The sequence below is a fragment of the uncultured Bacteroides sp. genome, assembly GCF_937912035.1.
In the GTDB taxonomy this organism is placed as follows: Bacteria; Bacteroidota; Bacteroidia; order Bacteroidales; family Bacteroidaceae; genus Phocaeicola.
Window position 1 is genome coordinate 1 of the sequence record NZ_CALDPF010000062.1, and the last position, 19,368, is coordinate 19,368.

A 19,368-nucleotide genomic window follows, 5' to 3' on the forward strand; every position below is an offset into this window, starting at 1 on the left:
CAAGTTCTACAGGAAGTCCGTGAGTATCCCATCCGGCCTTACGCTTTACCTGGAAACCCTTCATGGTTTTGAAACGGCAGAATGTATCCTTTATAGTACGAGCCATAACGTGGTGAATACCCGGCATACCGTTAGCCGAAGGAGGACCTTCATAGAATACATACGAAGGATAACCTTCACGTTCAGTCATACTCTTTGAGAATACATCATTCTCATCCCATTTCTTCAGCACCTCTTTATTTACATCAGACAGGTTAAGCTGAGAATATTCAGTAAATTTGCTACTCATAGTTTATGTTGTTTATCTAATTATCTTATATCTTGGCATATAGCCATCCAAAATTTAGGTTGCAAATTTATAAGAAAAAATAGAGAATTAAAAGAAAAGTAGATAAGTTTATAATTTTAATCCCTAGAAGTTTAAAAAAAATTCCCTGTCATTCAGAATTAAACAACATGTTATTTAACCATAAATGACAGGGAATTTTCTGCCCCACTTAAAAGCGATTGATAATCAAGTTATTGCAGCAACCGCAAATTAAGCGCAAAAACGAATATAAAAAAGGCTATTTTTTAAGCATCAGATTCTTAAACGATGCAGGATAAGGAGTCTCAAACTGCATCACCTCACCTGTAACGGGATGATAGAAACAAAGCTTGAAAGCATGAAGAGCAAGCCTTCCCAAAGGGTCTACCTCACAACCATAGCGCTGATCTCCCACAATAGGATGTCCCAGCGTCTGCATGTGAACACGTATCTGATTTTTACGGCCGGTTTCAAGATTGAGTTCCACCAAAGAATAACCATTGGCACGTTTTATAGTCTTATAATGAGTGATAGAAAGCTTACCTCCATCATCATAGTTACACGAACTCACATAAAGTTTGCGGTCTGTCAGCCACGACTGTACGGTACCCTTATCCTTTTCCATATCCCCCATTACTATGGATACATATCTACGGTCGAATACTATTTCATGCCAATTGTCACGCAATGTATGCTGAGTCTTTTCATCTTTAGCATACATCATTATACCGGACGTCTCACGGTCCAGACGATGCACAACAAAAACACGATTTCTCGGATGCTGGCGTTTCACATATTCATTCAATATATGCTGGGCGGTACGTTCCTTCTGATGATCAGTGGCAACAGACAGAAGTCCTTCCTTCTTTTCCACTACTATCAGATAAGCATCTTCATATAATATATTAAGAAGAGGATTACGAAACTCATGCTTGTTCTTTTCCTTGCTAATCTGGACTTTCATACCCGGCTTAAGCGGGAAATTATATAATGTCTGAATATTATTATCGACCATCACCACACGGTTAGTAAGCAAAGCCTTAACCCTGGTACGGCTTATGCCTGACATCTTCTTCATCAGAAATTCCATCAGCTCCGACGGTTCCGACACATTATATATAGTACACTTATTCGCAGCACGCGCCACAGGACGCCTACCCGACCCATTTCTTTTTCCTTCCACTTTTATTGTTTTTTGGTATTGTTATCTTAAGCTTTCCTTTTCTCAAGAAGTACTACATTCTCCACATGATGTGTATGAGGGAACATATCGACAGGTTGCACAGCCATAACCTTATACATAGAATCAAGCAACTGCAAATCGCGTGCCTGTGTGGCAGGGTTACAGCTGACATAAACAATCCTTTCCGGTGCGGCAAACATTATCACATCTATCACATCGTTGTGCATTCCGGCACGTGGAGGGTCAGTAATAATAACATCAGGACGTCCGTGTTCGTTGATAAAATCCTGTGTCAGAATATCCTTCATATCGCCTGCATAAAACAGTGTATTGTCTATACCGTTTATTGCAGAATTCACCTTTGCATCTTCTATCGCTTCAGGTACATATTCAATACCTATCACCTTCTTGGCCTGACAAGAAACAAAGTTTGCAATAGTCCCTGTTCCTGTGTAAAGGTCGTAAACAAGTTCGTTTCCTGTAAGTCCGGCAAACTCTCTTGCCACCTTATACAGATTATATGCCTGTTCGGAGTTTGTCTGATAGAATGATTTAGGTCCTACCTTAAATTTCAGGCCTTCCATTTCTTCAAAAATATGATCATTACCCTTGAAAACTTCTACATCAAGATCGCCTATGGTATCATTACATTTATTATTAATAACATACATAAGAGATGTTATTTCAGGGAATGAATCGGCTACATACTGAAGTATCTCCATCATCTTGGTACGGTCATCATCTGTCACTACCTTACATTGCAACAAAACCATCAGTTCACCAGTAGAAGACGTACGCACCATCATGTTACGTAGCAATCCTTCCTGCGAACGAAGGTCAAAAAAGGAGAAATTATGCTCATACGCATAATCACGTATCGCATTTCTTATCCTGTTTGAGATGTCGTCTTGAAGCCAGCACTTCTCTATGGCCAGAACTTTATCAAAAGCTCCTGGTATATGGAAACCAACGGCATTCATCTGGTCATACTTAACATCTTGCTTCACCTCTTCCTCCGTGAGCCAGCGCTTGTTTGAAAATGTAAATTCGAGTTTGTTTCTATAGAATTTGGTCTTCTCCGAACCAAGTATAGGTCTGAATTCCGGAAGTTCTACCTTTCCAATACGTGTGAGATTATCAAAAACCTGTTTCTGCTTATACTTTATCTGATCTTCGTACGAAAGACACTGCCACTTACAGCCTCCGCACACACCATAATGCTGACAGAAAGGTTCTGCCCTCATAGGAGATTTCTCGTGAAACTTTACTGCCACTGCCTCTGCATAATGGTTCTTTTTGCGTTTCACTTGCAGGTCAACTACATCTCCCGGTACTACGTATGGTACGAACACCACCAAATCGTTCACTTTAGCCAAGGCCTTGCCTTCTGCGGCCACATCTGTTATTGTTACCTTTTCCAATAAAGGTAGTTCTTTTTTCTTCCTTGCCACGTTATTTTTCAATAAAACCAATTTGGGGCAAATTTAGTCATTTTTTCTGACAAAACACCATGATTTAAAAAATAGTTGATTTTGCTATATAGACATTGCAAAAACATGTTGTAGAATATAATATATATGTTTGTTTATACACAAATAATATATAGTTTTGTCATCGTTAAAGAAAAACAGACAGTATTTTACATTATTTACGGTCTGCTAAAAAGATAGAAACTAATACTTAAAATAACTAATAACTTAAAAACCTTTCATTAAACAATGGAAACAAAAAGAGTCTATACTTTCGGAAACGGTAAGGCCGAAGGAAAAGCAGACATGAGAAACTTACTTGGAGGAAAAGGTGCAAACCTTGCAGAAATGAATCTTATTGGCGTTCCAGTACCTCCGGGTTTCACCATAACAACAGATGTATGTAACGAATATTACGCAGAAGGCAAAGACAAAGTTGTAGCCCTGCTTAAAGATGATGTAGAAAAGTCTATCAAAGGCGTTGAAGAACTGATGAAATCAAAATTTGGTGATGTAGAAAATCCACTTCTTGTTTCTGTACGTTCAGGTGCCCGCGCATCAATGCCTGGTATGATGGATACCATTCTAAACCTCGGACTTAACGATGAAGTTGTAGTAGGTTTGGCACGTAAAACAGGAAACGAACGCTTTGCATGGGACTCTTATCGCCGTTTTGTGCAAATGTATGGTGACGTAGTTCTTGGTATGAAACCTACAAACAAAGATGATATCGATCCTTTTGAAGCTATTATAGAAGATGTAAAGAAAGCAAAAGGAGTACGTTTGGATAATGAGCTCGAAGTTGAAGATTTAAAGGAACTGGTAACAAGATTCAAGGCTGCTGTAAAAGCCCAGACAGGAAAAGATTTCCCATCAAACGCATACGAACAACTTTGGGGAGCTATCTGCGCTGTATTCGATTCATGGATGAACGAACGTGCTATCCTCTACCGTAAGATGGAAGGAATACCTGCCGAATGGGGTACTGCCGTAAACGTACAGGCAATGGTGTTCGGTAATATGGGTGATACTTCAGCAACAGGTGTTGCATTCTCTCGCGACGCTGCTACAGGAGAAGACCTCTTCAACGGTGAATATCTGATCAATGCACAGGGAGAAGACGTTGTGGCAGGTATCCGTACTCCACAGCAAATTACAAAAATCGGTTCACAGCGTTGGTCCACTCTTCAGGGAATCTCTGAAGAAGAACGAGTTGCAAAATATCCTTCTATGGAAGAAGCAATGCCTGAAATATACAAAGAACTTGATGCCATCCAGACAAAACTTGAAAACCACTATCATGATATGCAAGATATGGAGTTCACTGTTCAGGAAGGCAAACTTTGGTTCTTACAGACACGTAACGGAAAACGTACAGGTGCAGCAATGGTACGAATAGCAATGGAAATGCTTGAACAGGGAATCATTGACGAAAAAACAGCTATAAAGAGATGTGAGCCTAACAAACTAGACGAACTCCTCCACCCTGTATTCGACAAGGAAGCATTACGCACAGCCAAGGCACTGACTCGCGGTCTTCCTGCTTCACCGGGAGCTGCTTGCGGACAGATAGTATTCTTTGCAGAAGACGCTGCACAGTGGAGAGCAGATGGACACAGAGTTGTTCTTGTTCGTATCGAAACTTCACCAGAAGACCTTGCAGGTATGACAGCTGCTGAAGGTATCCTTACAGCACGTGGCGGTATGACATCACACGCAGCCGTTGTCGCACGCGGTATGGGTAAGTGCTGTGTATCAGGTGCAGGAGCAATCAATATTGACTACAAAGCACGTACAATCGAAATAGACGGAACTGTATTGAAAGAAGGTGATTACATTTCTTTGAACGGTAGCACAGGAGATGTATATCAAGGTGAAGTTCCTACAAAAGCTGCAGAGGTTTCAGGCGACTTCGCTAAACTGATGAACTTATGTGATAAATATACAAGACTTAAAGTCCGCACAAACGCCGACACTCCTCATGATGCAGAAGTGGCACGTGGTTTCGGTGCTGTAGGTATCGGACTTTGCCGTACTGAACACATGTTCTTCGACAATCAGAAGATCATTGCAATGCGCGAAATGATTCTTGCAAACGACGTTGAAGGACGTAAGAAAGCACTTGCAAAACTTCTTCCATATCAGAAAGCTGACTTCAAAGGCATATTCAAGGCTATGGACGGATGTCCAGTCAATGTCCGCCTGCTTGACCCACCATTGCACGAATTCGTACCACACGATTTGAAGGGACAGGAAGAAATGGCACAGGCTATGGGTGTGACAGTAGAATATATCCGTCAGAGAGTTGACAGCCTTTGCGAACATAACCCAATGTTGGGACATCGCGGTTGCCGTTTGGGTAACACATACCCTGAAATCACAGAAATGCAGACTCAGGCAATCCTTGGTGCAGCAATCGAATTGAAGAAAGAAGGCTATGACCCTCATCCTGAAATAATGGTTCCGCTGACCGGTATCCTTTACGAATTCGAAGCTCAGGAAAAAGTTATCCGTCAGGCTGCTGCCGAACTGTTCGAAAAAGAAGGTGTGGAAATTCCATTCAAGGTAGGTACAATGATTGAAATTCCTCGTGCCGCTTTGACAGCCGACAGAATAGCATCAAAAGCTGAATACTTCTCATTCGGTACAAACGACTTGACACAGATGACATTCGGTTACTCACGCGATGATATCGCTTCATTCTTGCCTGTATATCTTGAAAAGAAGATTCTTAAAGTTGACCCATTCCAGGTACTTGACCAGAACGGTGTAGGTCAGCTGGTAGAAATGGCAGTAGAAAAAGGTCGCTCAGTACGTCCTGATTTGAAATGCGGTATCTGTGGTGAACACGGTGGTGAACCTTCATCAGTCAAATTCTGCCACAAGGTTGGATTGAACTATGTATCTTGCTCTCCATTCCGTGTGCCTATTGCTAGATTAGCTGCGGCGCAGGCTGCTATTGAAGAGGCATAAGCAATATAGGATAATATTTGATTTAGGCTGTAACGAACTGTTTATCAGACATTACAGCCTAAGTTATTTTTAGGCGGTTCGTGATTTGTCAGTAATGAAATTACTAGAAGAAAATATACCTTTGTTGTTCATAATATTTCAGAACCTGAAACCATCAAGTCCTTAAAATAGCCAGTAACAAAAGAACCTACATATCGTATCATCCATGTACGTCCTTGATTAATTCAATATTCATTCTGTCTGCTGTTTTTGGGTGAAATACGCAATATTTCTTTCCATTGACTAATCATACTTGCCATAATTTTAAGTTTAAAAATTATTTACTATTATTAGATAATGTCCGTTATATGTTTTTATAAAGTATAGGATAAATATTATATCAAATCAACATAAACTCCCTTTATAAAGAGAAGGACGACCACCATAATGACAGATACATAATAAGTTTACCTCTCCACTCCAATCAGACTCAGTACTGAAAAAACCTAAATCATCAGGTTCAGAAGTAACAACTCCAGAAATTATATGCTGACCGATATAAGGAACCTGAGAAACAGAGGACTGTAACTGTGTTTCTATATTACAATCAAATTTTTCCTCCAAGAAGTCCTTATTCCTTTTATTCATCTTTCCTTCTACACAATTTTCCTTGCTCATCAATAAATCTTCCAGAGTATCATATGTACCCATTCTACTCTTAAGCCAGCTCTTTACTTCCTCATGAAAATAAATTTCCAGATTTTCAAATGATATAATTTTAAGTTTAAACTTGGCCTTAGGAATGTTCAGCGTCGTATCACAAGGAATTTCCCCCATAATATTACATTCATCTATAATGGACTTTAGAATATCTATTGTTGAAATTTCAAGGGTATCAACAAGTTTTATCACATCGTTCTTCATGGATATATCAAGAAGATTATCATCTATCACATCGTTGATTGCACGAGTGGACAAATTGGTAAACTCTTTGATATAGCGTATTCTGCCAGGTCTTCCTAAAAGATTCTCATCAACTCTTAATCTGTTTGTTGTAAGAATATACAATTTACGCTTACTGTTATATACTCCATCTATCATCTTCAATAGAACTTCCCTATCCTCACTGAAGGTTTTTTCCGCTTCGTCTATAAATATTACACACTCAAAATTAAGGGACTGTATAAATTCCAACATACCATCATAAGGTCTGGAAATAATAATAACTGGCAAACCAACACGATTACTCAAAAGTTTTGCTGCAATAGTTTTCCCTGTTCCTTTCAAACCATTGAATATAACACCCAAATTTTTACTGCTTTCCTTGAAAATCGCTGAAGACCATGTCTTTATAATTTTATTCATTATTTCATCACAGTCCAAATCATAAATCTTAAAATCAAAGACGAAAGAATCATCAATCTTTTCCAATCCAAGTCTCTTTAAATGTAAATCCTCGTAAATTCTGAAAATACCTTCTCCAGGACTGGGGAATAGTGTAGCTGAACCTGGTATAGGATAATATATTCCACCTTCATTAATCCATTTCTGTTTGTCTGCCATTATAATAGGCTCTGATTTTATACATATACTGTTATCACTGAAAAAATCTTTTTTGTGGATAACATACCTTTCCAAATCTACAATTTCCCCATAGCCGGTAATACCACATTTTCTCTCAAGACATTTATATGTAAAACCATTTTTTATTGCTATTCTACGTGAAGCATCATTCCGAGGGAAAATACTGATAGTTAAAGATGAAGCATTCCTTTCCTGGAAAAGATATTTCTTCATGCGATCCACAACTTCCGTCATATAGCCTTTTCCACGATAATCCTTATTCAAGAAATAGCACAATTCATAATCTCTGTCAATTAGTGAAGAGCAAGATTCTTTCATTATATTCCACTCTATAACCCCAATAGCTCTAGATTGGTTTTCTTTGATTGTAATGACAAACATATTTTTATTTTCAATACCTCTCCGAACTTTACCTTCTGCTTCACTTATATCGTGCATAGTACGGAATCCTGTATTAATTGCTGTATATTCATCACTCATCATAAGGAAAACAGCATTTATATCTTCTTCATCAGGTATTCTGACTACCAATCTTTCTGTTAATATTCTGAACTTTTCCATTATATAATTTCTTAATCATAAACCTACAATAAAGGCTATGCCAATATTGGACATAGCCTGAAAAGGAATATTGCTTTTGTAAAAGAATTGCATCACAAAAGATATTACACTTGAATATTCAAATAAAAAATAGTTCCTTAAAACTTTTTTTCAGATATCTAGTCTATATTTTTTGATTTATTATTACGTATCATGTCTATATCATTAATAATATCTATAGTTATGCTTTCTATCGTTTCATCCATTTTACTTAAATTATATGCACTGTTATCATCATTTAAATCTCTGAAATTAATAGTGGGATCTGTATACTTCCAAAATAACCAATCGCTACTCGAATGATACTTACCATCAGAATCATTAATTAACTCCTTTACTCTGGATATAACACTTTGCAATTCTTTATTATCAATCGCTTTTGCATCTTCTAGAGGTATTATCTCATTATTATTATCTCTAATTAAAGCTATACAATATGTACGCCAATCAACCTGAACACTATACATCAACCGATATTTATCAAATTCATCTATTTTAAATTCTATTGACTGGTATCTACAGTTTTTACTTTCATGATATTTACGTACATAATTCTTATCTAATGCATATTTATAACCATCAAATGATTTTTTTACGACTTCTGGATATTTATTTTCAATAGCTTTTTCCAATTTTGTCCAAAACTCAGTATATAGACCGATTTCCACTTCTTTAATTGCATCTTTGTACTTGGGCAAAAAACAGATATATTTTGGATTTTCTTTAATAAGTTCTATCAGTTCATTCTTTTCGTTTTCCATCTGGTGTGTCAATTTTTTAATCAAGTTTCTATAATGTGTTATTCCTTCGCGTATCAGAGGCTTGTCTATTGCTTTACTTCTGCATTCCTCCAGCCAATTCAAAATAAATTCAGAATAAGATATTGTGAAGAAATCTTTACCTTCTTTTATCCGGTTATTTCCTGTTGTTTTTTCTATATCATTAACTTCACCATACAACGACAAGTATAGCAATAACTTATTTACCCCTGTAATACACTCAAGGTAGTTATGATAGCGTAGAAGTTGGTTTTCCTGATCGGTTGCATATATTTTATTCTCAATAGCTATATGATAGCTTTTATCTGATATATAAATATCAATCCTGCCTCCTACATCTTTATTTTCACTTATGGTACCAATATATTTCTCACATTCAACATTTGGGTCACTAAGGTAAAAATCTTTATCCAGATTAAACTGCTGATTTAATCTGTTGATAAACAGTTTTAGAAATATATCACCCATCTGATGATGTCCTTTCGGATTAAGTAAGTCTGCTATCATCGCAGAATGTACCCTCGTTTCATCACTGGTCATATTTATTACTTGAAAAAGATTGTAATTATCACCTTTTTCTTTTCGTATCTGCTCATGTTTTTCTATAAGCAAATGTATTTCATTGAACAACTGTATTAACTTATTCATTTTTTTTATAGTTTTTATACCTGTGGCCTATCCATTTACCTTCTGAATATATTGTCCTATCCAATAGTAATGATAAGACTCGGGAATCAACATATGATAGATTATAGTCATTGCTAATCAATATATTATCAAACTTACCAATATATTTGTGAAGAATATCAGGATGATCTTTTAATAGAAAATATGTTTTAATGGCAAAGTCATCGTAGTCCATTATGTTCCTCTTCTTACAGAAATTCCAATAAAAAGCATAAATATCTGACATCATTTCAAGACTTTCATTACGCCATCTGGCCAAATTATCTACATGCACATTATCATCAGGCAGTATTAAATTCTTTTTTGCATAGCTGATTTCTTCTTTAACAACGTCTAATTTATATATCTTCTTATCGAGCCGCAAATACTTTATAATATTTCTTAGAATAAAACTACTATCATGTAAATCTATTGTTTTATTGATTGGAAATATCTCTGCCATATAAAACCTTACATAAAAGTCATAGAAAGTATGAATCCATAAAGGTTGAATATTCTCTTCGCCTATACATAAAGCAATTCTTGATTTTAACTCACAAGCATGACTGTTTGTGTCTGTAAAAATCAGAATAGAATCAAGATGACTACTTTGATACATTAAATGAACTATTCGACTTATTATATCATGTAAAATATCATCATCTTCTTGATTTAGGATATACTGCCTGCCATCTATTTTAGATGTAACCGTATAAAAGTCTTCATTTATTTCTTTTAAATATGACATCATAATTCTTTCAAGTTTTAATAATGTCATTTATACTCGAATAAACACATCATGCTTATTTTATTAGTATTGGTTAACACAATTAACTTCTATAAAGAAAAACAATAAAAACTCATTAATACTGGATTTATGATTTTAATGTATAACACAAAAATATATGTGAATAGACTGAAAGGACAACCATAATAATTAATCTAATTTCTCTCCCTTAAAATACACATTGAAAGCATCTTCGGCATAGAATCCCCTAGTAACTTTGAATGATGAAGTTGAAGCTCCATTTATCCTGCGGCCTTCCCAATATGCATTGAAAGCATCCTTAGCATAACCGTTTCCTAAACAGACAAAAGAAGAAGTTGAAGCTCCATTAATTTTCTTTCCCATCCAATATACGTTGAATGCATCCTTTGCATATTCCTCTTTCAGGATAACAAAACTGTTGCTTGCAGCTCCCGAAATCTTCTCTCCATTATAAAAAACATCGAAGGTTGATACATAATATCCCGGTCTGTCACAATGATGATGTCCTACATCGGGACGACCATGCGACGGACGATTATCGGCAGAAAATCTTCTGTCAACTCTAAAGGAAGAAGGATCTACATACTCTAATATTGTTCCATATCTGTAAACATGATTTCTGTCCTTACCATAACCGTAACCTAAATCACAAAAAGAATAAGAATCGGCTCCATGAATGACCTTACCGTCATAATAAACCTGACCGTTTCTCTTGGAATACGAATAATATTGTGCAAACACCAGGGAAGGCGCAAACAATAATAGAATTACAAATAGTTTTGAAAGTCTGTTCTTCATAATATCTCAATTTATGAGTTTAAACACCTGTTTTACAAAAATAGAAATATTTACCGGATTACATCAATATTGCATCCTTTTTTTATTAAGACCAAGATATTCATAAAACTACCATTACTGTTTGCAAAATTATTTTTCAAGTATCGGAAAGATCTTATTTATATCAATTTCCACCTCACCAAAGCTGATCATGGCATTAAAGAGACGGATTTTCTCATATCTATGCAGACTATCTGCCATAATAATGTCCTCCTCTATAATACCTTCCGCCAGGAGTCCAGCCCTGCGTGTACCTTTCAACAATGGATACTTGGGGGTGTACCATTTTCCTTCTTTATATAAAGCGATATTCGCTATTGAGGTGTCTGTCAGCATACCGGAGCGGACAATCACCACATCATCCGCATTACCACGCAAGGCAAAGTTTCTGTCCAAGGCAGAACGGTCTGCATATTTGAAAGAATACTCTGCCGTATCGTCGTTCACCAGTTGCAGTGTTTTGACCTCACGAATCCTATATGCGAAATATTCGACTTTCTCTACCGCTGAAGTATATTCCACACGGCAACGGGTTCTTCCTTTACAGCCTTCAGCAGCAATGAAGTCCTCCAAAGAAACAGGCATGACAGAACTGCCATAATGCACACGGATTGTATTGTTCATCCTCTCATTATGGGCCGACAGATTCTCTATCACTCCGTCGTTTATACATATTGTCTCAATAAAACGGCACATATACTTTCTGAATCATTTCTTCGTATTCGCTTTCCATATCACTTTTGAAGGTTATACCTCCACCGCTTTTGAACACCAAAGAACCGTCAGGTAGCTGTTCCACAAATCTTATAATAACAGCACTGTCAAGATTCTTTCCGTCGAAGAATCCGGTGACACCTGTGTAATATCCCCTATCGTACGTTTCTGCCTCACGAATTATCTCAACTGTTTTTTTCTTAGGTGCTCCTGTCACTGACCCTGCTGGCAAGAGTCTGAAAAACATATCCCCCAGTGTATCGCAGAAATCCTCCGGCAGTCTCCCTCGTATTTCGGAGCTTACCTGAAGCAAAGTACCGTTGTTCGTCTGAACCTCATCTATATATCTGTATTTGGTGACAGTAACCTCTGATGCCATCTGGCTCAAATCATTTCTTATCAAATCCACGATTGTTGCATGCTCGGCCGACTCTTTCTCATCGTTCAATATCACGGAAACCGCATCAGGATATGACGCATCTATTGTCCCTTTCATCGGGTAAGAATATATCATACCGTCCGTAATCCTCACAAAGATTTCCGGCGAGAACATTACAAAGCAGCCCTTCATCATGAGCCTGTACTTTGCACGCGAATGAACGAATATATCCTTGAGTGTAAGATTGGTTTCAACCGGTGTTGCACAAGTAAGGTTTGTAAGGAATGAATTTCCTGCATACAGATTTTTATATACAATGTCGAACGAACGGGAATATTCCTCTATTGTCTGCGGATGAGGCTCCCACATGAAATGCTCTTTCATAGTAGAAGGCATTTCACCATAATTTCCGCCGGACGGGAAGCTGAACAGTATTTCATCGTCAGGCAGATTGTCAGGTTCTTCGACAATGCAGTTTTCCTCATCAAAGTCTATCAGAAAGAAGAACGGGATTCCCCTTCTGCCATAATAGTTCATTCTCTTTATGGCATCCTGGCGCGACAGGAAGTTTAGTCTTGACATTTGTTTTTGCGTGTTTTAAAAGAAAGAATATAAAGTGTGATGCAAGTGGCAAGTACCCCCATAAAAAGTTTCAGCCACGAAGTATCAAAAATGAAAACAATACAGTGTACAGCCGTAATCCACAGTGTTCCAACGGATATAACCTTGATTCGCAACGGAATTGATTTGTCCTCGCGAAAGCTCTTTATATAAGGTCCCAGCTGCGGATGTTCTGTCAGCCATTTATAGGCACGCGGCGAACTGCGGAAAAACAATGCGGCCGCCAGCAAAAGAAAAGGAGTTGTGGGCAATACAGGAAGAAATATTCCTATAATGCCCAGCAACACCGAGACAAAGCCTATGACACTGTATATGTATTTCATATTGCAAAAATAGTATGATTGGTACTGAAATACAAATACGAACCTGATTTTAGTTTATCATAACACATTTTTTTCTCATCTTGCGGTCGCAATAGCGCTTGCATTGCCCGCAGATGTCATACCCGAGCATGGCCCCCAAAATGAAATCCTCTTCCGGTGTAAGCTGGTTAAGCGGACGGGTGACTATCATACGTATGGCATTGATACATTCGTCCTTACCGAAGAACAAGTTGATGCGTTCATCGTCAACTGTCTGTATGATGAACTTTATACGCTGTTTCTTCAGGCGGTTCACGGCAAACTCCTGATTCTTCCTGTTCATGGTATAAAGAACCATCTGTCGAACTCCTTTCTTGAACTCATACACATGGTTCAGGAACACTTTCATGTCAGTAGGATTTACATTTTGCATCATCATAGGCTATTGGTTTTAAGTATAAATATTTTTACAATAATGTCTTGATAAGTTCAGTCCATGCAGTTACTCTCTCATCAGTCTTGCCGCTCTCGTTCATCTCGTCTATGGCAAGACCTACAAACATACCGTCAACAACTGCTACAGACGAAGAGTAAGTATAGTCAGCATCAGAAACTCCATTGATAAACTCACATCCAGTGCCTTTCAAATCTTCATAGATGATTCCCATACCATCGCAGAAGGTATCGGCATACGATTCAGAGTCTCCACAGCCAAACAGTCCGACAAGTTTGCCACTGAGGTCAAGCCCTTTCAATAGCTTCACACCGTCGTACCAGTCGTCCTGCAACTCGCCGTCGCCCCATGTAGATGTTCCCAGCAGAAGAACATCGTATGAGTTTACCATATCCGCAGTCATCTTGCTCACATCATGTACATCGGTCGATGAGACTCCCAATTTACCTGCAATCATTCCTGCCACCGATTCTGTAGTTCCAGTAGTGGAACCATAAAAAATTCCAGTCTTTTTCATTTCCTTACATTTAATTGATTTGACATTGCAAAATAAGTGCAAACAAAATGTTTCTGAAATACCTAAAAATAATGATTTTAATGTCGGCAGAAACAGGTTTCTTACCTAACCTTTGGTAGTTTTATAACTAATTCCATATCTTTGAAGAAAAATATATATGTTATGGACACTCATCACCACCACAATCATCAACATCACCATCATCATGAAATTTCTGCTTCGATGAGCAAGATTTTCATTTTCTGCATTGCGCTAAATCTTTTATTCGTAGGGATTGAAACCGTTGTAGGGTTACTATACAATTCTGTAGGACTGTTGTCGGATGCCGGACATAATCTTAGCGATGTTTTCAGCCTTGTTCTTGTGCTTGTAGCGTTCAGAATGAGCAAAGCAGCATCAACCCCACAGTTTACGTACGGGTATAAAAAAGCCACTATACTTATTTCTCTGATTAATGCCCTTATACTGCTTGTTGCCGTAGGTGCCATCATAATAGAGAGTATATATAAACTGAAGAATCCTCAGCCTATATCAGGCACAGCCATAAGCTGGACAGCCGGAGTAGGAATACTGATAAACGGACTGACCACATGGCTGCTGATGGGTGGAAGCAAGCAGGACATAAACGTAAAAGGCGCATACCTTCACATGCTTATGGATACACTTGTGTCAGTTGGTGTTGTTGTATCGGGAATCATAATAAGTTACACGGAATGGGTATGGATAGACCCGGTAATCGGTATCGTATTGGCAATAATAATCATGTTCTCCACCTACAATCTGCTCAAAGAGAGTCTGCTAATGACGCTTGATGCCGTTCCATCATCCGTTGACAAAGAGCACATCATCGAAGACTTACGCAATTATAACAAGATAGAAAGCTGGCATCATCTTCATATCTGGGCTATCAGCACCACTGATTTTGCTGCTACCATTCACATCGTTATAAAAGACCTTAATGACATGGAAAACGTCAAGACTGAAGTAAGAGAAATTTTCCATAAATCAGGAGTGCATCATTGCACAATCGAGACAGAAACAGCAGGAACGGAATGTCAGGCATACTCATGTAAATAATTCATTACGTGTTCAGTGAACGTTTAGTGAACATTCACTGAACATATACTAAACCGAGGTCTAATCTTTTAAATATAGTTAAATCAACCAACCTTTCCATAGTAGTATGACATATATTTATAGTCTTCCTTAAAATATAAACGCACGAAGAAACACATTATGGCTATAAATACCGACACTTTTAAGGACAATTTCCGTATGTACTACCGTCCGCTATGCCTTTTCGCATTGCATTATCTCCACGATATAGACAATGCGGAAGACACAGTACAGGACTGTTTTGCCGAACTCTGGGAACGGAAGGACTCAGGAATGGAGATTTCTGATATAAAATCATATCTGTATTCTATGGTAAGGAACCGCTGTATAGATATCGTAAAGAAAGACTCACTGATAGACAACAATGTACAGCCGTCCGATCTTGAAGGCATCATCTCCGAAGAGGAATGCGAGGAACGTTCGTACGACGAAGCTCGACTATGGACAGCTATAGACTCACTGCCGGAAAAATGCAGGGAAGTGTTCCTGCTTGCAAAACGCGACGGAATGAAGTATGAGGAAATAGCTGTCAGGATGAACATCTCCGTAAACACGGTAAAAAATCAGATGAACAAGGCTCTTAAAAACATCAAAGAAGGTATCCGCAAAGTATATATGTTCTTTTTCGGATAATTTTTTTCATTTCGGCATAGTAGTTTTTTCAATACTTTGCGTCTTATCTAAAAACAAAGTACAATCATGAAAGATAAAGAAGAAAAAAATTTACGGTTTGTCCTCAGATATTACAGACACGAAAAACTGGACACGACCAAGGCCCTGAACAAAATCACAGGCATCAGACAGCAGAATAATCTGCATAGATTATGGATATACTCATCCGGCATAGCTGCCGCGATACTGATATGTATAGTAAGCTATACACTGTTAAGCCGAAGTGACAACAACATGATATCAGTCATAGCGGATGCAGGAATCACCAGACATTTCCTGCCGGACAGCACACTTGCCATACTCTCCAAAGGTTCCACATTGGAATATGACTCCGATAATTACGGAAAGAAGTCACGCGAGGTAAATATGTCAGGAAAAGTTTTCTTCTCTGTCCGCAGAAACGAGCAGTCACCATTCACGGCCACAGCAATGTACGCACAGGTCAAAGTCCTCGGAACTGAATTTGAAATTGACGAGCGTATGCAGGATACTGTCACAAATGTATATGTAAAATCCGGAAAGGTAATGTTCAAAGGCAGGAACAGTGCCAAAGGAATTATCCTCACAAAGGATATGAGCGGAACACTGAAGCACGGAAACGAAATGCCTGAAATAACAAACGCCGCCTTCCCTAACCCGTCAGCATGGGCTACAGGAAAGTTCGTTTACAAGAATACTCCTATAGATGCCGTAATGAAGGAACTCTCAATTTATTACGGAACAAACCTTTATGCGTCCGAACATTTCAAAACCATTACAGCCGAGTTCAGAACGGACAGCTTAGATGAAATAATATCACTTATAGAGAAAACACTAGACATCAAAATAACTAAGAAAGACTGAACATGAACAGAATAATATCAATAATCCTTTTGTTTTCTACAATATGCGTTTCATCAATAAATGCACAAGGCAGAGTCACTGTAGAAGACATGATGGGGCAGGTGAAGAGCATATACCCTGTAAGCTTTGTTTACGACTCGTCAATAAAGCTGAACATACCGTATTCAGGTAAGAAACCAAGTATGGTAAGCCTTGAGAACAGTCTTGAAACAATATTCAGCAATACCGGCATCAAATGGGAAATAGACGGTGACTACGTGATACTGAAAAGACTGTCGTCATATACATTGAGCGGATATATCTATCAGGAGAACGGCGAAACAGTGATAAACGCCACTGTATGGGACATCACCTCCAATACAGGCACACTGACAAACGAACATGGTTTCTACAGTCTTACGCTTAACGAGGGAAAACATAAAATCCGTTTCTCGCATATCAGCTGCGGTGAACAGACGGAAGATATTACACTAATAGGGAACAAATCGCAGAACATATACCTGAAAGCTGATTACCAAATAAATGAGGTGGTGGTTACTGCCGACCTGAACTCCCCTATCTACACTACACAGACCGGAAAAGTCTCGCTTACGGCAAAGGATTTCGTAAGCGGAAACAACTTCATGAGCTCTCCTGATGTAGTGAAGAAACTCCAAAGTCTGTCGGGAGTAGCAAGCGGTACGGAGCTCATCTCCGGACTTTATGTACACGGCGGCGGGAACGACGAGAACCTTTTCCTGCTAGACGGTACACCACTATATCAGGTGAACCATGCCGGAGGACTGTTCTCAGCATTCAATACTGACATTGTCAAGAACATCGACTTCTACAAGAGCGGCTTCCCAGCCCGCTACGGCGGACGACTGTCATCGGTAGTAGATGTCCGTACAAACGACGGAAACATGAAAGAGTATCACGGAAGCTTTACGCTCGGACTTCTTGAAGGCAGAATACAGTTTGAAGGACCGATAGTGAAAAACCGCACCTCGTTCAACGTGGCAATGCGACGCACATGGCTGGACTTGTTTTCAGCTCCTGTCATTGCAATAATGAATTCAAGCAGCAGGGACAAGATAAATACAAGATATGCCTTCCATGACATAAATGCCAAGATCACCCATATCTTCTCTGAAAAGAGTCGCGCGGACATCAGCCTGTATTCGGGCAATGACATATTGAAAAACAACGGTAAATACTATACCATGTCAAATGAGCTGGCCAATATCGACAATTTCAATCTGCAATGGGGAAACATCACCGCATCGGTCAACTGGAAATATATCTTTTCTCACAAACTGTTTGCAAATTTTACTGGAGTATATACCCATAACCGCTCCAAATTCGACTATCTGAGTGAAGAACGTTTGGGATATATAGAGGGATTGGACGGTGCAATAATAAAAATCCAGAACAACTATTCCACCATAAACGATTTCGGCTACAGAATGGAGTTCGACTATCGTCCCAACACATGGAATCACATCCGTTTCGGTTCAAACTATATGCGCCACATTTTCATGCCGCAGAATTACTATTCCAAGTATGAAAATGCGACAAACAATGAACTGACAGACAGAATAAAAAGTCAGTACAAGAGTAATGAATTTACCCTCTATGCCGAAGATGACATCTCGCTTGGCAGCCGTCTGAAGCTGAACGGTGGAATACACTACACCATGTTCGGTATTGCAGATACGAAATATCACTCTGTAGAGCCACGCGCAGCAATGAACATCAAACTATGCGACAATGCAAGTTTCAAGGTATCATATACCGAGATGAGTCAGTTCATGCATCAGCTATCGGCTACCTACCTGAACCTGCCGACAGACTATTGGGTACCTTCTACTGAAAAAATCACCCCTATGAGGTCGCGACAATACTCAGCAGGAATATACAGCAGACTTCCGTATAACATCAGATTAAGCGTAGAAGGATTCTATAAGACCATGAACAACCTGATAGAATACAATGGCGATAACCAACTCAACCCTTCTGCTGATGACTGGGAAGAGAATGTACGGACAGGAAAAGGAAAGGCATACGGAGCAGAAGCAGACATCAGTTACAGTAACGGAAAAACATCCGTCGATGCATCCTACACTCTTTCGTGGAGCAAAAGATTCTTCCCGGACTTTCATCAGTCATGGTACCCTGACAAGTTCGACAACCGTCATAAATTCTCTATCAACCTGAGCCACAAGTTCAGCGACAGGATTGACGCATACGCATCATGGAACTTCCATAGCGGAAACCGCATGACAATCCCTACGCAAAAGGTAGAAGCACCTGCCATACCCGGAACAGAGAATAAAAACGAAAGTATTATGGTTTATGAAACTCCTAACAATGTATCCCTGCCGGCCTATCACAGACTGGACTTGGGTATAAACTTCCGCAAAACCACTAAAAGAGGTTTCGAGAGAATCTGGAATGTCAGCCTGTACAATGCCTATTGCAGGATGAATCCGCTTTATGCCACTGTAACACAAAAAGAAGACGGAAGTTTCGTGGGAAAAGCATATGGAGTATTCCCTATAATTCCGTCATTCAGCTACACACTTAAATTTTAAACAGACAAGTATTTAGAACTTAGAAACTCAA

At 38.7% G+C, this 19,368-nt stretch carries 17 protein-coding genes; 5 read left to right on the forward strand and 12 right to left on the reverse strand.

Annotated elements, in window-relative coordinates:
* From Q0486_RS15815 to rlmD, 3 genes are all read right to left on the reverse strand, one after another.
* Positions 1 to 289: class I tRNA ligase family protein (locus Q0486_RS15815; RefSeq protein ID WP_299235610.1), on the reverse strand; the 289-nt coding region annotated here is incomplete at its 3' end.
* 277 nt (positions 290 to 566) lie between these two features.
* Positions 567 to 1,490: an RluA family pseudouridine synthase gene (locus tag Q0486_RS15820; protein WP_299235613.1), complete on the reverse strand. Its 924-nt coding sequence runs from the start codon at positions 1,488 to 1,490 to the stop codon at positions 567 to 569.
* A gap of 26 nt (positions 1,491 to 1,516) precedes the next feature.
* The gene (rlmD, locus tag Q0486_RS15825; protein WP_299235616.1) at positions 1,517 to 2,941 is read right to left on the reverse strand and encodes a 23S rRNA (uracil(1939)-C(5))-methyltransferase RlmD; all 1,425 of its coding nucleotides are present in this window, start codon (positions 2,939 to 2,941) and stop codon (positions 1,517 to 1,519) included.
* A gap of 267 nt (positions 2,942 to 3,208) precedes the next feature.
* On the opposite strand from rlmD, the gene ppdK reads away from it, so the two are divergent.
* Positions 3,209 to 5,932, forward strand: a complete 2,724-nt coding sequence (gene ppdK / locus Q0486_RS15830; RefSeq protein ID WP_299235619.1) for a pyruvate, phosphate dikinase — start codon at positions 3,209 to 3,211, stop codon at positions 5,930 to 5,932.
* Between the two features lie 384 nt (positions 5,933 to 6,316).
* Here the strand turns inward: ppdK and Q0486_RS15835 are convergent, their stop codons facing one another.
* From Q0486_RS15835 to fldA, 9 genes are all read right to left on the reverse strand, one after another.
* The gene (locus Q0486_RS15835; protein WP_299235622.1) at positions 6,317 to 8,056 is read right to left on the reverse strand and encodes a GNAT family N-acetyltransferase; all 1,740 of its coding nucleotides are present in this window, start codon (positions 8,054 to 8,056) and stop codon (positions 6,317 to 6,319) included.
* Between the two features lie 158 nt (positions 8,057 to 8,214).
* Positions 8,215 to 9,522, reverse strand: a complete 1,308-nt coding sequence (locus Q0486_RS15840) for a PD-(D/E)XK nuclease family protein (protein WP_299235625.1) — start codon at positions 9,520 to 9,522, stop codon at positions 8,215 to 8,217.
* Entirely contained in the window at positions 9,515 to 10,291 is a 777-nt protein-coding gene (locus tag Q0486_RS15845; RefSeq protein WP_299235628.1) for a UvrD-helicase domain-containing protein, read from the reverse strand. The genes Q0486_RS15840 and Q0486_RS15845 overlap by 8 nt, the downstream gene beginning before the upstream one ends.
* Positions 10,292 to 10,477: 186 nt before the next feature.
* Positions 10,478 to 11,107: a DKNYY domain-containing protein gene (locus Q0486_RS15850; protein WP_299235631.1), complete on the reverse strand. Its 630-nt coding sequence runs from the start codon at positions 11,105 to 11,107 to the stop codon at positions 10,478 to 10,480.
* Positions 11,108 to 11,236: 129 nt separating this feature from the next.
* On the reverse strand, positions 11,237 to 11,842 hold the full coding sequence (locus Q0486_RS15855) for an aminotransferase class IV family protein (RefSeq protein WP_299235634.1): 606 nt from the start codon (positions 11,840 to 11,842) through the stop codon (positions 11,237 to 11,239).
* Positions 11,826 to 12,821, reverse strand: coding sequence for an aminodeoxychorismate synthase component I (locus Q0486_RS15860; RefSeq protein WP_299235637.1), 996 nt, complete (start codon positions 12,819 to 12,821; stop codon positions 11,826 to 11,828). The genes Q0486_RS15855 and Q0486_RS15860 overlap by 17 nt, the downstream gene beginning before the upstream one ends.
* Complete coding sequence (locus Q0486_RS15865; protein WP_299235640.1) at positions 12,809 to 13,183, reverse strand: YbaN family protein; 375 nt, start codon at positions 13,181 to 13,183, stop codon at positions 12,809 to 12,811. The genes Q0486_RS15860 and Q0486_RS15865 overlap by 13 nt, the downstream gene beginning before the upstream one ends.
* Positions 13,184 to 13,232: 49 nt before the next feature.
* Entirely contained in the window at positions 13,233 to 13,601 is a 369-nt protein-coding gene (locus Q0486_RS15870; RefSeq protein ID WP_299235643.1) for a DUF2023 family protein, read from the reverse strand.
* Positions 13,602 to 13,629: 28 nt separating this feature from the next.
* The gene (gene fldA / locus Q0486_RS15875; protein ID WP_299235646.1) at positions 13,630 to 14,133 is read right to left on the reverse strand and encodes a flavodoxin FldA; all 504 of its coding nucleotides are present in this window, start codon (positions 14,131 to 14,133) and stop codon (positions 13,630 to 13,632) included.
* 162 nt (positions 14,134 to 14,295) lie between these two features.
* On the opposite strand from fldA, the gene Q0486_RS15880 reads away from it, so the two are divergent.
* The 4 genes from Q0486_RS15880 to Q0486_RS15895 all read left to right on the forward strand — a co-directional run bounded on the left by Q0486_RS15880 (position 14,296) and on the right by Q0486_RS15895 (position 19,337).
* The gene (locus Q0486_RS15880; RefSeq protein ID WP_299235649.1) at positions 14,296 to 15,210 is read left to right on the forward strand and encodes a cation diffusion facilitator family transporter; all 915 of its coding nucleotides are present in this window, start codon (positions 14,296 to 14,298) and stop codon (positions 15,208 to 15,210) included.
* A 159-nt stretch (positions 15,211 to 15,369) separates the two neighbouring features.
* Positions 15,370 to 15,882: an RNA polymerase sigma-70 factor gene (locus Q0486_RS15885; protein ID WP_299235652.1), complete on the forward strand. Its 513-nt coding sequence runs from the start codon at positions 15,370 to 15,372 to the stop codon at positions 15,880 to 15,882.
* Positions 15,883 to 15,948: 66 nt separating this feature from the next.
* Complete coding sequence (locus tag Q0486_RS15890) at positions 15,949 to 16,764, forward strand: FecR family protein (RefSeq protein WP_299235655.1); 816 nt, start codon at positions 15,949 to 15,951, stop codon at positions 16,762 to 16,764.
* Positions 16,765 to 16,766: 2 nt separating this feature from the next.
* The gene (locus Q0486_RS15895) at positions 16,767 to 19,337 is read left to right on the forward strand and encodes a carboxypeptidase-like regulatory domain-containing protein (protein ID WP_299235658.1); all 2,571 of its coding nucleotides are present in this window, start codon (positions 16,767 to 16,769) and stop codon (positions 19,335 to 19,337) included.
* Positions 19,338 to 19,368: the final 31 nt, after the last annotated feature.

Bases quoted from the DNA above. Each gene is read 5' to 3' on its own strand.
- ppdK (WP_299235619.1), top strand. From the start codon at position 3,209: ATGGAAACAAAAAGAGTCTATACTTTCGGAAACGGTAAGGCCGAAGGA.
- Q0486_RS15835 (WP_299235622.1), bottom strand. From the start codon at position 8,056: ATGGAAAAGTTCAGAATATTAACAGAAAGATTGGTAGTCAGAATACCT.
- Q0486_RS15840 (WP_299235625.1), bottom strand. From the start codon at position 9,522: ATGAATAAGTTAATACAGTTGTTCAATGAAATACATTTGCTTATAGAA.
- Q0486_RS15845 (WP_299235628.1), bottom strand. From the start codon at position 10,291: ATGATGTCATATTTAAAAGAAATAAATGAAGACTTTTATACGGTTACA.
- Q0486_RS15850 (WP_299235631.1), bottom strand. From the start codon at position 11,107: ATGAAGAACAGACTTTCAAAACTATTTGTAATTCTATTATTGTTTGCG.
- Q0486_RS15855 (WP_299235634.1), bottom strand. From the start codon at position 11,842: ATGTGCCGTTTTATTGAGACAATATGTATAAACGACGGAGTGATAGAG.
- Q0486_RS15860 (WP_299235637.1), bottom strand. From the start codon at position 12,821: ATGTCAAGACTAAACTTCCTGTCGCGCCAGGATGCCATAAAGAGAATG.
- Q0486_RS15865 (WP_299235640.1), bottom strand. From the start codon at position 13,183: ATGAAATACATATACAGTGTCATAGGCTTTGTCTCGGTGTTGCTGGGC.
- Q0486_RS15870 (WP_299235643.1), bottom strand. From the start codon at position 13,601: ATGATGATGCAAAATGTAAATCCTACTGACATGAAAGTGTTCCTGAAC.
- fldA (WP_299235646.1), bottom strand. From the start codon at position 14,133: ATGAAAAAGACTGGAATTTTTTATGGTTCCACTACTGGAACTACAGAA.
- Q0486_RS15880 (WP_299235649.1), top strand. From the start codon at position 14,296: ATGGACACTCATCACCACCACAATCATCAACATCACCATCATCATGAA.
- Q0486_RS15885 (WP_299235652.1), top strand. From the start codon at position 15,370: ATGGCTATAAATACCGACACTTTTAAGGACAATTTCCGTATGTACTAC.
- Q0486_RS15890 (WP_299235655.1), top strand. From the start codon at position 15,949: ATGAAAGATAAAGAAGAAAAAAATTTACGGTTTGTCCTCAGATATTAC.
- Q0486_RS15895 (WP_299235658.1), top strand. From the start codon at position 16,767: ATGAACAGAATAATATCAATAATCCTTTTGTTTTCTACAATATGCGTT.